The 15,889-nt window shown below is 54.3% G+C and carries 12 protein-coding genes and 1 tRNA gene; 8 read left to right on the top strand and 5 right to left on the bottom strand.

Features of this window, described 5'->3' with window-relative positions:
• Window positions 1-52: 52 nt before the first annotated feature.
• Window positions 53-703 (bottom strand): response regulator transcription factor RcsB, encoded by a 651-nt coding sequence (rcsB, locus tag AK59_RS0114380; protein ID WP_003859405.1) that lies wholly within the window; start codon window positions 701-703, stop codon window positions 53-55.
• A 16-nt stretch (window positions 704-719) separates the two neighbouring features.
• Window positions 720-3,392, bottom strand: coding sequence for a phosphotransferase RcsD (rcsD, locus tag AK59_RS0114375; RefSeq protein ID WP_032618586.1), 2,673 nt, complete (start codon window positions 3,390-3,392; stop codon window positions 720-722).
• A 741-nt stretch (window positions 3,393-4,133) separates the two neighbouring features.
• Here rcsD and AK59_RS0114370 point away from each other — a divergent pair.
• The 6 genes from AK59_RS0114370 to mgtE all read left to right on the top strand — a co-directional run bounded on the left by AK59_RS0114370 (window position 4,134) and on the right by mgtE (window position 11,505).
• Entirely contained in the window at window positions 4,134-5,249 is a 1,116-nt protein-coding gene (locus tag AK59_RS0114370) for a porin OmpC (RefSeq protein WP_023619744.1), read from the top strand.
• Between the two features lie 115 nt (window positions 5,250-5,364).
• Window positions 5,365-6,420, top strand: coding sequence for an FAD:protein FMN transferase ApbE (gene apbE, locus AK59_RS0114365; RefSeq protein ID WP_013098005.1), 1,056 nt, complete (start codon window positions 5,365-5,367; stop codon window positions 6,418-6,420).
• Window positions 6,421-6,492: 72 nt separating this feature from the next.
• Entirely contained in the window at window positions 6,493-7,551 is a 1,059-nt protein-coding gene (gene ada, locus AK59_RS0114360) for a bifunctional DNA-binding transcriptional regulator/O6-methylguanine-DNA methyltransferase Ada (protein ID WP_029883100.1), read from the top strand.
• Window positions 7,551-8,207, top strand: a complete 657-nt coding sequence (alkB, locus tag AK59_RS0114355) for a DNA oxidative demethylase AlkB (RefSeq protein WP_013098003.1) — start codon at window positions 7,551-7,553, stop codon at window positions 8,205-8,207. The genes ada and alkB overlap by 1 nt, the downstream gene beginning before the upstream one ends.
• 69 nt (window positions 8,208-8,276) lie before the next feature.
• A complete protein-coding gene (locus tag AK59_RS0114350) occupies window positions 8,277-9,920 on the top strand; it encodes a multidrug ABC transporter permease/ATP-binding protein (protein ID WP_029883099.1) in 1,644 nt (547 codons plus the stop codon).
• A 148-nt stretch (window positions 9,921-10,068) separates the two neighbouring features.
• Entirely contained in the window at window positions 10,069-11,505 is a 1,437-nt protein-coding gene (gene mgtE, locus AK59_RS0114345; protein WP_013098001.1) for a magnesium transporter, read from the top strand.
• Here mgtE and AK59_RS0114340 read toward each other — a convergent pair.
• On the bottom strand, window positions 11,468-12,757 hold the full coding sequence (locus tag AK59_RS0114340) for a SulP family inorganic anion transporter (protein ID WP_029883098.1): 1,290 nt from the start codon (window positions 12,755-12,757) through the stop codon (window positions 11,468-11,470). The two genes, mgtE and AK59_RS0114340, sit on opposite strands and share 38 nt — an antisense overlap.
• Before the next feature lie 188 nt (window positions 12,758-12,945).
• On the opposite strand from AK59_RS0114340, the gene mqo reads away from it, so the two are divergent.
• A complete protein-coding gene (mqo, locus tag AK59_RS0114335) occupies window positions 12,946-14,595 on the top strand; it encodes a malate dehydrogenase (quinone) (RefSeq protein ID WP_020690675.1) in 1,650 nt (549 codons plus the stop codon).
• 135 nt (window positions 14,596-14,730) lie between these two features.
• On the opposite strand, the gene eco is transcribed toward mqo, so the two are convergent.
• Window positions 14,731-15,240 carry a serine protease inhibitor ecotin gene (gene eco / locus AK59_RS0114330; RefSeq protein ID WP_029883097.1) on the bottom strand — a complete coding sequence of 170 codons (510 nt, stop codon included), beginning with the start codon at window positions 15,238-15,240 and terminating at the stop codon, window positions 14,731-14,733.
• A gap of 202 nt (window positions 15,241-15,442) precedes the next feature.
• Here eco and AK59_RS0114325 point away from each other — a divergent pair, with 202 nt between their 5' ends.
• A complete protein-coding gene (locus tag AK59_RS0114325; protein ID WP_013097997.1) occupies window positions 15,443-15,703 on the top strand; it encodes a DUF2534 family protein in 261 nt (86 codons plus the stop codon).
• Between the two features lie 90 nt (window positions 15,704-15,793).
• On the opposite strand, the gene AK59_RS0114320 is transcribed toward AK59_RS0114325, so the two are convergent.
• Window positions 15,794-15,870, bottom strand: a tRNA-Pro gene (locus AK59_RS0114320).
• Between the last annotated feature and the right edge of the window lie 19 nt (window positions 15,871-15,889).

The raw sequence follows: 15,889 nt of genomic DNA, 5'->3' as shown, positions 1-15,889 counted from the left end.
CCCCGTGGGAGAGGGACGGGGTGAGGGCATCAGAACGCACACCCGTCCTGGATCAATCCTTATCCGTCGCGCTCAGCGTCACGGAGGAGAGATAGTTCAGCAGCGCGATATCGTTGTCCACGCCCAGTTTCATCATGGCTGATTTCTTCTGGCTACTGATGGTTTTAATACTGCGGTTCAACTTCTTGGCAATCTCGGTCACGAGGAAACCTTCAGCGAAAAGACGCAGAACTTCGCTCTCTTTTGGCGACAGGCGTTTGTCACCGTAGCCACCTGCACTGATTTTTTCCAGCAGACGAGAGACGCTCTCAGGGGTGAACTTTTTGCCTTTCTGCAGCGCAGCCAGCGCTTTAGGCAGGTCAGTTGGTGCGCCCTGTTTCAGTACAATCCCTTCGATATCCAGATCCAGCACGGCGCTCAGAATCGCCGGGTTGTTATTCATGGTCAGAACAATGATCGAGATGTCCGGGAAGTGACGTTTAATATATTTGATGAGCGTGATCCCATCACCGTATTTGTCTCCAGGCATGGAGAGATCGGTAATGAGCACGTGTGCATCAAGTTTTGGGAGGTTATTGATCAGTGCTGTAGAGTCTTCAAATTCACCGACTACATTCACCCACTCGATCTGTTCAAGTGATTTGCGAATACCGAACAGTACAATCGGATGGTCATCGGCAATAATTACGTTCATATTGTTCATGTATTAGGCTACCTTGCTACAGCAAGCTTTTGACGTAGGCGTCAATGTCGCTGATGTATTTTTCAATGCCAGAGGCATCTTTCTCACGAATTAGATGTTCCAGCGTTTCACATAACTGCTTGCCGGGAACCAGATTAAGCATGGCAAACACCCCTTTAAGCCGGTGTGCTGTCTGCGCCAGCGCTGCAAAATCATTCGCAGCGGACTCAGTATACAACCGCTTAACATCATCTGGTACTGTATCAACAAAGAGTGAATAATATCCGCTGGCGTGAAGCTCGGCATTTTCATTGCCGCCTAACGGGGATTCCGCTATCTCTTCCTGCGCCAGTTGCTCTTCTATTAGTTGTAGTACAGCTTCCTGCATCGCATTGCTTATATTAAAGTTGACGCGCAGCTGGCCTGGGCCGATTTTTCGCACGCCTGGCTCATCATCGCTTAAAAGCAAGCCGGAGGCAGTAAGATTAGACGGATTATCAGTTAAAAACAGATCAAATTCTTGACTTGAGAGTCTTTCATCCGGCGTGATGCAGGCCGCACCCCAGTTTTCCAGCAGGCGTACCACGATATTGCGGATCTCGTTCGAAGTCACATCCACCATCACAACCACATCGTCCAGCAGGCGTTCTTCATCTTCTTCCTGAGGATTGGCGGCCATTTTTACGTGCAGCGAATAACGGGTGCCAAGCGATTCACGGGCTTTAATGTTCAGATGGCCGCCAAGCTTGCGCGCCAGCTGATCGCACAGCCAGAAGGTCAGAGCATTAGCCTTACCGTAGCGATCGCTTTGGGTATCGTTCAGGAACGGGAAGTGCAGATTATCAATCTCACTGGTTGTAACGCCTTCACCGGTATCGAGGATACGGAACGTCAGACGATCCTCCGCGGACTCGTCGGTATTGACCTCAAGCGTGATTTTGCCAATTTGCGTGGTGGTGACGGCGTACTGAATAATCATCAGCAGAATTCTACGCAGCGCCTCACGATCGCCGTGACGTTCGTCGTTGGCCGGCAGATGGTTGTTGATCAGCAGCTGCAGACCTTTGCGCTTAATCACCGGCAGAACTTCCGGCACTACTTCGTCAATCAGATCCTGAATCGAGAAGAGGGTCGGCGTGCCTTTCCAGAAGTCGTTCTCGAGCATGTTCGCGAGCTGGATCTCATCCACCATCCGCACCAGCGAATCCGCCTGGCTTGCCAGCTGTTGGCTTTCAGGCGTGCTCAACGCCGCCGCCTGCGTCGCCAGCGTTCTTAATGGCTGTTTGAAGGCATCACCAATATTTTGCATAAACGCGGCGCGACCCTGCTGATTTTTCTCATACAGTCTTTGCGCCTGCTTCAGTTTTTTGTTCACCAGCACTTCGCGATCCTGATCGCGAATAATGAAGATCTGCGTGCGGGAGGCGACCTGGCTGCGGAACTGACGGATCTCGTACAGTTCATTATTGACGGTGGCCTGAATCACCCCCTGATGCTGATCCGCCATGGTGGTGATGTTCTGCAGGTTAAGATGCGGCAGCAGATGGTCGGCAATTTTATTGCTCATCACCGTGCGGTTGGCTTCCTGGTCGTGAACCAGCACACCCAGCGGCAGTACTGAGATGATTTCTTCATTCAGGGCACGTAATACGCGCAATTCATTACTGGTTCCGGCCGGGACCGTAGAGGCATCGCTCTGACGCCCGGGCTGGAAACGGAACGTACTGTAGCCAAACAGCGCCAGCGCCAGCAGCCCAATATTCAGCAGCAGCGGTAACAGGATATTTTGCAGGGTGTCGAGCAGCAGCGTGCCAAACGGCACCTGCCATACCAGGCGCATACCGGTTGAGTTCAGCGAAGAGGCAATTTCAATCTTCGAGCCGTTAAAGGAGATAGAAACGCTTTCTGCGGCCTCTTTGTCCGAGGCGGCACGCATGTTCTGGGTACTGCTGTCCGGCTCCAGACGGAAGCTGTCGAGCGGCATATCCGGCGGGATCAGATCGTTAATCGGCAGATCGAACGCCACAACCGTCGCCAGATGTCCTGGCTGGTTAAAGGTGGTGCGCAGGGTAAAGTAATGGCCATTTTGCCAGGCCAGACGGCGCAGGGAAGAGAAACTCTCTCGTTCATCAAGGGCGTTCGCCTGCTGCAGCATTTCTGCCCGGCGGGAATCGACTATGCTGCCCACGGTCGTCTCTTTAAAACCCGAGGAGAGATCTTTAAGCGGCAGGGTCGAAATCAGGATCATGCTGTTATCCTGACCGTTCAGATAGTACATCGACCATGGCACCGTCTCGGCACCCCAGAGGGTATCGAGATAGGTCGAAATACGCTGCGTCATCTCAAGCGTCGCGCTGTCGTGCGAGCCGAAAATAAGCGCTTCCGTTTTGCGCTGCGGCTTTTCCAGGTAGTAAACGTCCTGTTTCAGGCGCGTTTCCTGCAGCCCTTCGCCTGACGATGTCGCCGGGGCGGCCGCGATATTGTCGTAAATCTGCCAGGTGGCGTAGCGCCAGGTGTCAATGCGCTTGTGCACGGCATGCGTTATATCAACGACCTGATAGCTCTTATCCTTCAGCCAGGCGTTCACCGCGCTCTGAACCATAACCCCCATCGTGACCAACAGCACAACGATCAAAAGAAGAAAGAAACGGGTGATGCTCCCGGGGAGAAGGGAGAATTTGCTCGGGGCGGTAGTTTCAGTCTGACTCATTGATATGTTTAACCCGTAATGGCCGTGCTTTATGGCGATAGGGCAGTATAAAGGGTAATAACTGAATTTCCAGCCTCATAGCCTTTGAACACGCGACTTTTTCCTCTGTGAGTACTACTGAATGGTCTGTATTAAATGTGTACATACCCGAGGTGAATGTATAGATTACGCTCGATATCAGACAGAGAATAGCACGAATAAACAAGAAATTATGTTTTTTTGCGTTGCGTTTTATGCGGAAGGGGTTTCAGGCGAATTTAGTTAATAGTCGTTATGATTTCTGTGCGGTAGCACAAAAAAAGAATAATTACGTAAAGAAAGGTAAAAAAAAACCGAATGCGAAGCATCCGGTTGAATTAGGGATAAACAGACATTCAAAGCTGAATGACGGTAATAAATAAAGTTAATGATGATAGCGAGAGTTATTTTAGTGATTACGCACGATCTTGTTTTGTCATTCAGTGCTGTAATTTTCTTTATCGCAAGCGATTGATTTATATGAGCATATATTTTCGCTTGATTATTAGTGCTAATTTTCTAAGCGCTTTGTGCTTTGTAAAAGTTCCTTGATGTTTACAAATTGAAACATCTTGATAGTGAAATGAAACATTTTCAAAGTTTTCGTATCATATTCCTGTTGGATTATTCTGTAATTTTGAGGAGAATGAAATTGCCGACTGGTTAAGAGGGTTAACCGGTAAGCAGTGGTAATAATAAGGCATATAACAGAGGGTTAATAAAATGAAAGTTAAAGTACTGTCCCTCCTGGTACCAGCACTGCTGGTAGCAGGCGCAGCAAATGCGGCTGAAATTTATAACAAAGACGGCAACAAATTAGATCTGTACGGCAAAGTCGATGGTCTGCACTATTTCTCTGATGACGACGGTCAGGATGGCGACCAGACCTACATGCGTCTTGGCTTCAAAGGCGAAACTCAGGTTAACGATCAACTGACCGGTTACGGCCAGTGGGAATACCAGATTCAGGGTAACACGACTGAAAGCGACAACCAGGCCTGGACGCGTGTGGCGTTCGCGGGTCTGAAATTCGCTGACGCGGGTTCATTCGATTATGGTCGTAACTATGGCGTGATCTACGACGTAACCTCCTGGACTGACGTTCTGCCAGAATTCGGCGGCGACACTTATGGTTCAGATAACTTCCTGCAATCCCGTGCTAACGGTGTAGCAACTTACCGTAACCAGGACTTCTTCGGTCTGGTTGATGGCCTGAACTTTGCTCTGCAGTATCAGGGGAAAAACGGCAGCGTAAGCGGTGAAAACGACACCGGCCGCAGCACCCTGAAACAGAACGGTGACGGTTACGGCGCGTCCCTGACCTATAACCTGGGTGAAGGCTTCAGCATCGGTGGTGCAATGTCTTCTTCCAAACGTACTGCTGACCAGAACAACACCGCTAACCCTGCGCTGAAAGGCGAAGGCGATCGCGCTGAAGTCTATTCTGGTGGTCTGAAATACGACGCCAACAACATCTACCTGGCGGCGCAATACTCCCAGACTTACAACGCAACCCGTTTCGGCAACTCTCAGAGCAGCAGCGATATTTACGGCTTTGCTAACAAAGCGCAGAACTTCGAAGTGGTTGCTCAGTACCAGTTCGACTTCGGCCTGCGTCCTTCCGTGGCATACCTGCAGTCCAAAGGTAAGGACATTGAAGGTTACGGCGATCAGGATCTGCTGAAATATGTTGATGTGGGTGCGACTTACTACTTCAACAAAAACATGTCTACCTATGTGGACTACAAAATCAACCTGCTGGATGACAAAGAGTTCACCCGTAATGCAGGTATCAGCACTGACGATATCGTAGCACTGGGTCTGGTTTACCAGTTCTAATCGCTTTTCAGTGTAACAAAGGGGCCGGCTGGCCCCTTTTTATTGCCTTTTTTAAGGCCTTTCAATTCCCGCATTTTGGTGTACTCTTGCCGCCCTGGCATGAGGATAATAATGAATGGACATGACTTTTTTACGCGCCAGCGTCCTGGCAACCTTTTTTTTCCTGACCGCATGTGACTCTTCCACGCCTGTGGCACACACCGACGCGCCAGCGGCGACGGTGCTGGAAGGCAAAACGATGGGGACATTCTGGCGCGTCAGCGTAATGAACCTTGATAAAGCACGCGCAGAAGAACTTCGCGGCAAAATTCAGTCTCAGCTGGATGCCGACGATCAGCTGCTATCCACCTACAAAAACGACTCGGCGCTGATGCGCTTTAACCTCTCTACCAGCACGTCCCTGTGGCCGGTGAGCGAGGAGATGGCCGATATCGTGACCGAATCGATGCGCGTGGGCTATAAAACCCACGGTGCGATGGACGTGACCGTGGGGCCGTTAGTTAACCTCTGGGGATTCGGCCCAAATAAGCAGCCGGTGACCACCCCCGATCAGGCGGCCATTGACGACGCCCGTGCCCGGACAGGGCTTCAGCACCTGACGGTGATCAACCAGTACGGGCAACAGTATCTGCAAAAAGACATCCCCGACCTGTTTGTTGACCTGTCGACAGTCGGGGAAGGTTATGCGGCGGATCATCTGGCCGCACTGATGGCTCAGGAAGGCATCCCGCGTTATCTGGTCTCCGTGGGGGGCGCATTGGTCAGCCGGGGGATGAACGCCAGCGGCAAACCGTGGCGTGTGGCGATTCAAAAACCGACCGACCAGCAAAATGCGGTGCAGGCGATTGTCGATATTAACGGCCATGGCATCAGCACCTCCGGCAGCTACCGTAACTATTACGAGCTCGACGGGAAGCGGATCTCGCATGTTATTGACCCCCAGACCGGGCGACCTATTACGCATAATCTGGTCTCGGTTACGGTGATTGCCCCGACGGCGCTGGAAGCCGATGCCTGGGATACCGGGTTAATGGTACTCGGTACAGAGAAAGCCAAAGAGGTGGTTCGCCAGCAAGGGCTGGCGGTGTATATGATCACCAAAGAGGCCGACGGCTTTAAAACCTGGAGTTCACCGCAGTTCGACAGCTTCCTGGTGAGCGAAAAGAATTAAAAAGCAAGGTTGCGGGTTTTTGATTGCTGGCGCTCAGGCAAGCTGTAGGTATGCTTGTAAGAGGAGCCGATGATGAAAAACCCGACTTATATGACCGATGAGGATCGCTGGCAGGCTGTGCTGGCCCGCGATCCGCGTGCTGACGAACAATTTGTCTTTGCCGTCCAGACGACAGGGATCGTATGTCGTCCGTCCTGTCGCGCCCGACACGCGCTGCGTAAAAATGTCCACTTTTACCCCGATGTGCACCATGCTGTTCAGGCAGGGTTTCGGCCGTGCAAGCGTTGCCGACCGGACAAACGCGACCCGCAGGAAGAGAAGCTGGCAAAAGTGGAGCGCGCCTGCCGCCTGCTGGAGCAGGATCCCGCGTTAACGCTGGAAATGCTGGCGCAGCAGGTTGCCATGAGTCCTTTCCATTTTCACCGCCTGTTTAAATCCGTGACCGGGATGACGCCAAAAGCCTGGCAGCAGGCAGCGCGAGGGCAGCGCCTGCGCGATGCGCTCGCCCACGGGGATAAAATAACCGATGCCGTGCTGGCGGCAGGGTTCCCGGACAGCAGCAGCTACTATCGTAAAGCCAACGACGCGCTGGGCATGACGGCAAAGCAGTACCGTAAAGGGGATGTCGCAGTGCGCTATGCCATCAGCGAGTGTGCCTTAGGCCGCTGTCTGGTGGGTGAAAGCGAGCGGGGGATCTGCGCAATATTGCTGGGCGATGATGATGCCAAAGTCACCCAGGAGATTTTGTCGCTGTTTCCGGACGCTGAACGCGCGCCGCTGGAAGGCGAATTTGCCCGACGTATTGCTCAGGTTATTCATACTATCGATAACCGTGGCGTGCCGCTGGCTCTGCCGCTGGATATTCGCGGAACCGCTTTCCAGCAGCAGGTCTGGCAGGCCCTGCGCAATATTCCCTGCGGTGAAACAGCCAGCTACCAGCAGGTGGCGCAGGCGATTGGCAAACCTGGCGCGGTACGTGCGGTGGCCGCAGCGTGTGCCGCAAATAAACTGGCGATCGTCATCCCTTGTCATCGTGTTGTACGCCAGGACGGAGCGCTTTCGGGCTATCGCTGGGGGACGGAACGAAAGGCGCTATTATTGAAACGTGAGTCCAGGAATCAGGAGGGATAATGCTCGATCTCTTTGCGGATGCAGAACCCTGGCAGGAGCCGCTAGCGCCTGGCGCGGTGATCCTGCGCCGGTTTGCACTCTCCCGGGCCTCGGCGCTGCTGGCCGGGATCCAGGACGTCGCGGCCGTTTCGCCATTCCGACATATGGTGACGCCTGGCGGCTACACCATGTCGGTGGCGATGACCAACTGCGGTACGGCAGGATGGGCAACCAACGAACGGGGCTATCTCTATGCCCCGGACGATCCCGTCACCGGCAAGCCCTGGCCGCCCATGCCTGCGGTTTTTCAGGCGCTCTGCCATGATGCCGCCGTCGAGGCCACCTATCCCGATTTTCAACCGGATGCCTGTCTTATCAACCGCTATGGCGTTGGGGCGAAACTTTCGCTGCATCAGGATAAAGATGAACCCGATCTGCGTGCGCCGATCGTCTCGGTATCCCTGGGTCTGCCCGCCATATTCCAGTTCGGCGGATTACGCCGCAACGATCCTCTCCAGCGTCTGATGCTGGAGCATGGGGATGTGGTGGTGTGGGGCAGGGAGTCGCGGCTCTATTATCACGGCATTCAGCCACTGAAGCCTGGCGTCCATCCGCAGACGGGCGAGTTCCGCTTTAACCTGACTTTCCGCCAGACCGCGCCAGGCAAACAAAAATAAGAATTATTCTTGATGTAAACGCAGGGCAGTTTACACTGCTGGCTGATTTTTATTGTCCGGATTGCCTGCATGCAACTACTTCTTCTTGTCTGGCGTCAGTATCGCTGGCCCTTTATTGCGGTAATGGCGCTAAGCCTTGCCAGCGCCGCATTAGGTATTGGTCTTATCGCCTTCATCAACGTGCGTTTGATCGAAATGGTCGACACCTCGCTGTCCGTTCTGCCGGAATTTCTGGGGTTGTTATTGCTGCTGATGGCGGTCACGCTGGGTTCCCAACTGGCGCTGACGGCTCTCGGGCATCATTTCGTCTTCCGCCTGCGCAGCGAGTTTATCAAGCGGATCCTGGATACCCAGGTGGAACGCGTCGAGCAGCTCGGCAGCGCCTCTTTGCTGGCGGGACTGACCAGCGACGTGCGCGCCATCACCATTGCGTTTGTCCGTCTGCCGGAGCTGGTACAGGGCATTATCCTGACTGTTGGCTCGGCGGCCTATCTCGCCTGGCTCTCCAGCAAGATGCTGGCCGTTACGGCACTGTGGATTACTATCACCATCTGGGGTGGTTTTCTGCTGGTTTCCCGTGTCTACAAACACATGGCGGTACTGCGTGAAACCGAGGACAAACTCTATAACGATTACCAGACGGTACTGGAAGGGCGTAAAGAGCTGACCCTGAACCGCGAGCGTGCCGAGCATATCTTCAACAACCTCTACATCCCGGACGCGCGTGAATACCGGCACCATATTATCCGTGCCGATACATTCCACTTGAGCGCGGTTAACTGGTCAAACATTATGATGCTGGGCGCGATTGGCCTGGTCTTCTGGATGGCCAACAGCCTGGGCTGGGCCGATACCAATGTAGCGGCAACTTACTCCCTGACGCTGCTGTTTTTGCGCACACCGCTGCTCTCTGCCGTCGGTGCATTGCCCACCTTGCTGAGCGCGCAGGTGGCGTTCAATAAGCTCAAAAAGTTCGACCTTGCGCCGTTCAAAGCCGAGTTCCCGCGCCCTCAGGCCTTCCCGAACTGGCAAACGCTGGAACTGCGTAACGTCACATTCCGCTACCAGGACAACGCCTTTTCCGTGGGGCCGGTCAATCTGACGATTCATCGCGGCGAACTGCTGTTTCTCATTGGCGGTAACGGCAGCGGGAAATCGACGCTGGCGATGTTGCTGACGGGGTTATATCAGCCGCAATCGGGTGACATTCTGCTGGATGGCCGCGCGCTCAGCGCAGAGAAGCCTGAGGATTATCGCAAGCTGTTCTCGGCGGTATTCACCGATGTCTGGCTCTTCGACCAGCTGCTGGGGCCGGAAGGGCAACAGGCTAACCCGGCGCTGGTGGAGAAGTGGCTGGCGCATCTGCAGATGTCGCACAAGCTTGAGCTGCAGGACGGCAAGATCCTGAACCTGAAGCTCTCGAAAGGCCAGAAAAAGCGCGTGGCGCTGCTGCTGGCTCTGGCGGAAGAGCGCGACATCATTCTGCTGGACGAGTGGGCGGCGGATCAGGACCCGCATTTCCGCCGCGAGTTCTACCAGGTGCTGCTGCCGCTGATGCAGGCGATGGGCAAAACCATCTTTGCCATCAGCCATGACGATCACTACTTCATTCACGCCGACCGGCTGCTGGAGATGCGTGACGGCAAGCTGAGCGAGCTGACCGGTGAGGAGCGCGATGCGGCGTCTCGCGATGCGGTGGCGCGCACGGCCTGAAGCCTTCATCCTAACCCTCTCCCACGGGGAGAGGGGATAAATCGTGCACGTTATGCCGATTTTTTCTCCATCCCGCCCCGTTGTTTATTCTTATTTACATATCTCCGCGCTATGCTTAAAGCCAACTTATTTCATGGATTTATGATTAATGTCGGTTTTAAAGAAAAACAGTGCCAGGCAGCGCGACCAGGAACGTGCGCGTCTCATCTGGCTCCTCACGACGGATAAAGCGGTCACCTCTGCGTTACTGGGCAAACTGACCCTGGCTGAGCAATATGATGTCGGCACGCTGGCCGACGATATTGCTGAGGTAGGTGCGCTGGTTGCTCATTTACCTCCGCCAGATCTGGCGGATACCCTGGAAGCCCTCCCCTCGGAAGAGCGTCACGCCCTGTGGCGTCTGGTGCAGGATCACGAGCGCGGGCAGGTGTTGCTGGAAGCCTCTGAAAACGTCTGGGACGATCTCATTGATGAGATGAGCGACCGGGATATCCTCGATGCCCTGCAGACGCTGGACATTGACGAGCAGATTTACCTCGTTCAGCACCTGCCGCGAAACCTGACCGGGCGACTGCTGGCTTCGCTGCCTGCGGAAGAGCGGGCACGCGTGCGTCAGGTGATGCACTATGACAAACACAGCGTGGGCGCCATTATGGAGTTTGGCGTCATCATGGTGCGCCCGGACGTAACTCTCGGTACGGTGCAGCGCTATCTGCGTCGCCTGGGCAGCATGCCGGACAACACCGATAAGCTGTTCGTCACCTCCCGGGATAAAACTCTGCTTGGCGAGCTGGAGCTTAAAACGATCCTGCTCAACAGCACCCAGCGGCGGGTGAGTGAGGTGATGGAAACCGAGCCGATGGTCTTCTCCCCGGAAGACGACGCGGAAAAAGCGGCCCGTACCTTCGAACGTGACGACCTTGTGAGCGCGGCGGTCGTCGATTCTGTGGGTAAACTGATGGGGCGTCTGACCATCGATGAGATCGTTGACGTGGTTTACGAAGAGACCGATAACGATTTACGTGCGCTCGGCGGGATCAGCGCCGAAGATGACGTCCACGCCTCCGTCGGCAAGGCGGTGAAAACCCGCTGGGCATGGCTCGCCATTAACCTCTGCACTGCATTTATCGCCTCACGGGTGATCGACGGCTTTGAACACACCATTTCACAACTGGTCGCGCTGGCCTCGCTGATGCCGATTGTGGCCGGCATTGGCGGCAACACCGGCAACCAGACCATTACCATGATCGTCCGTGCACTGGCGCTGGAGAACATTCAGCCGGGTAACTTCGCCTTCCTGATCTTCAGGGAGATGGGGGTGGCGCTGATTAACGGCCTGGTGTGGGGCGGCATTATGGGCGGCATTACCTGGTGGCTGTACGATGATATGGCGTTAGGCGGGGTGATGATGCTGGCGATGGTGCTGAATCTGCTGGTGGCCTCCATGATGGGGGTCATTATCCCCCTGACGATGACCAAACTGGGGCGCGACCCCGCGGTGGGGTCGAGCGTGATGATTACCGCCATCACCGATACCGGCGGTTTCTTTATTTTTCTTGGGCTTGCAACGATTTTTCTTCTTTAAGCCGACGCTTGAGCCGGGCGGGAAGCAATGCCATCACAATAATCCCGCCCAGCACGCCAATGGCCAGGTTACCGGTTGAAACCGTTGCTGCAACGGTAATCAGCATCACAACCGTTTCGGCAATGGGCGCATTTTTTAACGTGGCAGGCTGAAGGCTGTGCCAGTTAAACGTTTTGATGGCAACAATCGCCATGATCCCGGCCAGAACGGCCATAGGGATTTTTGCCATCACCTCACTGAGGGCGGTGACCAGCACCAGCAGCACCATGCCCGCTGCAAAAGTTGAGACGCGACTGCGACCTTTGCCCATCTCCACGTTGACGATGGTTTGTCCGATCATGGCACAGCCCGCGATACCGCCGTACAACCCGGCAAGAATATTCCCTGCGCCGAGGCCGATACTTTCACGGCGTTTGCTGGACGTCGTCGCGGTCAGTTCATCCACCAGTTTTGCCGTCAGCAGTGATTCCAGCAGGCCGACAAAAGCGATACTCAGCGCGCATGGCCAGATGATGCTGAGCGTTTCCATATTCAGCGGGACGAGCAGCTGCGTCATCCCTGGCAAACCACTGCTCATAGAACCTTCATCCCCCACCGTCGGGAGAACCTGTCCGCTGGTCACGGTGAACAGGGTGAGCAGTACAATCGCAATAAGCGGTGACGGGATGCTTTTAACAAAACGCGGCACCCACAGCACAATCAGCAGCGTCAGCACGAACAGGCCCACAATCAGCGGGCTGCGGCTCCAGAAATGGGGAACCTGCGCGAAGAAAATTAACAATCCCAGCGCATTTACGAAGCCGGTCATCACCGACTGGGGAATAAAGCGCATCAGGCGCGCCATTCCGAGCACGCCGAACAGAATCTGGATTATCCCCGCCATCAGGACCGCCGGCAGGATGTACTGCACGCCGTGCTGATGCACCATCGGGCCAATCACCAGCGCGACGGAGCCCGCAGCTGCTGTGACCATCGCACGACGACCGCCGAACGCTGAAAGGGTCAGACACAGCACCACAGAGGCAATCAGGCTGACCTTTGGGTCAACGCCTGCGACCACGGAAAAGGAGATCACCTCAGGAATGAGGGCCAGAGCGGTAATTACGCCTGCCAGCGTTTCGCGTAGCAGCAGTTGAGGGGAACGCAGCACCGTGGCGACCTGGTCTTCACGGGAAAGAGAAGCATGGGGTAATGACATAACAATTCGCAGATTAGGGCGGGCTTCCGTGCGCGCGATCACAAAGTGCAGCATAGTAACCAGAAATAACGCGCCTTGCCAGTTTCATCCGGCAATCCCACACAAACAATCCATCATTAAATTTCACAATTACAATAATTTCGTAACCTTTAAACAATATTTAAAAGTTGCTACCGTTCCCCCCGCAGCTTTTTTCACCTGCAATTTCCACGCTTCAAGCACTACTCAACTAAGGCAAAATTATGAAAAAAATGACTGCCATGCTCTTTTCTCTGGCCGTGGGGCTGAACACCGTCTCCATGGCGGCGAAAGCTGACGCACCAAAAGAGCAGGAAACGGACGTCCTTTTAATTGGCGGCGGCATCATGAGCGCCACGCTGGGAACCTATCTGCAAGAGCTTCAGCCGGACTGGTCAATGACCATGGTCGAGCGCCTCGATGGCGTGGCGCAGGAAAGCTCAAACGGCTGGAATAACGCCGGTACCGGACATTCGGCACTCATGGAACTGAACTATACGCCGCAGAAAAAGGACGGTTCCATTAGTATCGAGAAGGCGGTAGAGATCAACGAAGCATTCCAGATTTCTCGCCAGTTCTGGTCTCACCAGGTGAACAGCGGCGTGTTGCACGATCCGCACTCCTTCATCAACACCGTGCCGCACATGAGCTTTGTGTGGGGCGAGCAGAACGTGAACTTCCTGCGCGCACGCTACGCGGCGCTGCAGCAGAGCACGCTGTTCCGCGGCATGAAATATTCTGAAGATCACGCGCAGATCAAAGAGTGGGCACCGCTGGTGATGGAAGGTCGTGACCCGAACCAGAAGGTGGCGGCAACCCGTACTGAGATTGGTACTGACGTCAACTATGGCGAAATCACCCGTCAGCTGGTGGCCTCTCTGAAGAAAAAAGAGAACTTCAATCTGCAGCTCAGCACCGAAGTGCGTGGCTTTAAGCGCAACGCTGACAACAGCTGGAGCGTGACCGTTGCCGATCTGAAAAACAACGAAGCCGAGCACGTCATCAAGGCAAAGTTTGTCTTTATTGGTGCGGGCGGTGCGGCGCTGAAACTGCTGCAGGAGTCCGGTATTCCGGAAGCGGACGACTACGCGGGCTTCCCGGTGGGCGGTCAGTTCCTGGTATCGGAAAACCCGGAAGTGGTGAACCGTCATCTGGCAAAAGTGTATGGTCAGGCCTCCGTGGGGGCGCCGCCAATGTCCGTTCCACACATCGATACCCGTATGCTTGATGGTAAGCGTGTGGTGCTGTTCGGGCCGTTTGCAACCTTCTCCACTAAGTTCCTGAAAAACGGCTCGTTGTGGGATCTGCTGAGCGCAACCACCACCTCAAACGTGAAGCCAATGATGGATGTCGGGCTGGATAACTTCGATCTGGTGAAATACCTGATTAGCCAGGTGATGCTTTCTGATGAAGAACGCTTCGAGGCGCTGAAAGAGTACTATCCGCAGGCGAAGAAAGAAGACTGGCGTCTGTGGCAGGCGGGTCAGCGCGTACAGATCATCAAACGCGATCCGAAAGAGGGCGGTGTGCTGCGTCTGGGTACCGAAGTGGTAAGCGATAAAGACGGCACTATTGCCGCCCTGCTGGGGGCTTCCCCTGGTGCCTCTACCGCTGCACCTATCATGCTGCACCTGATGGAAAAAGTGTTTAAAGATAAAGTCGCCACGCCGGAATGGCAGGCGAAGCTGAAAACGATTATTCCATCCTACGGTACGAAGCTGAACGGTAACGTGGACGCGACGGAGCAGGAGCTGGAATACACCAGCCGCGTGCTGCAGCTGCAATACGTTAAGCCGCAGGCTGCTGATGCTGCACCAAAAGCGGAGCTGAAGCCGCAGGCAGAAAACAAACCGGTGGCGGATATCGCGCTGTAAGGTAAAAGCAAAACGGTAACATCCGTTACCGTTTTTAGTGTTTTCTCCCTCTCCCGGTGGGAGAGGGTTGGGGTGAGGGCACCAGAGCACACCCATTCCGGGTCGGGTAAGGCGAAGCCGCCACCCGACTTATTCTTAACGTACTACCGCTTGTCCGATATTTTCATCCGCCTTCCACACGCGATATTTCACTTCCACGTTTTCCGGCGTATACACCACGATTGGCAGCTTGCTGTTGTAGCGTAACAGGCTATTATCACCCAGATACGCGGTCACGAATTTCTTCTCTTTCTTGCCATCCGGGCAGGCCATCATGGTGGAAACCGGTGACGTCACTTTATCAAAGATAAAGTAGTCGTAGCCCCAGCCTTCCAGCGTTTTGCTTTCCAGCTGTCCGCCGAGACGATGCTGGTTGCAATCCACTTCCAGCGTCTGGCCGATCAACAGTTCCACTTTGAAATTCGCTTCATTTTGCTGAGCCGGTAACTGGATCACCTGACGCTTCATGCCTTTTTCCGCTTGCGGATAAGGCGCGATTTTTTCCAGAGGCTGCACCTTCTGGCTTTCAGTTGCGAAGGCGCTGGTGCTGACGCACGCGGCGGCGATCAGGGCAAGGGCAAATTTAGGTGCGTTTTTCACAGTCATTCCTTTATGTCAAAACCATCCTGATGAGATTAGCATAACGCCCATGAATGATTAGCGTGATTTACTTACATTTTCAATAAAAGCAGTGTAATGAGCTAATGCAGTGCCATTTTTGTGGTGGTTTGTACTTCTGTGGAGTCTGGCGGCAGATCGTGTTATTTTAAGGCATACATAATGTTATTCATCTGTAAAGGGAAGAGAGATGATTCGTGCAAAACTGAAAACACCTGAAGGCCGTAAGTTCCTCCTGGCGCTGCTGGTTGTGTTTATGATTGCGGCCGCGTGCGTGGGCCGGGCAACTATTGTCGGCGTCATCGAACAGTACAACATTCCACTCTCTGCGTGGACGACCAGCATGTATGTCCTGCAGTCGGCGATGATCTTCGTTTACAGCCTGGTGTTCACCGTCCTGCTTGCCATTCCGCTGGGTATTTTCTTCCTTGGCGGGCGCGACAAGCACTAAGCGTTCACTTGCGATCTCAAAAGCCAGCCTGCGGGTTGGCTTTTTTTGTGCACAAAAAAACCAGCCATATGGCTGGTTTTTAAATAGTTTTGGTCGGCACGAGAGGATTTGAACCTCCGACCCCCGACACCCCATGACGGTGCGCTACCAGGCTGCGCTACGTGCCGACGCATGAAATGAATACTA

It is taken from the genome of Enterobacter sp. T1-1 (genome assembly GCF_000710795.1).
In the GTDB taxonomy this organism is placed as follows: domain Bacteria; phylum Pseudomonadota; class Gammaproteobacteria; order Enterobacterales; family Enterobacteriaceae; genus Enterobacter; species Enterobacter cloacae.
This window is presented reverse-complemented; position numbering and strand designations above follow the sequence as displayed.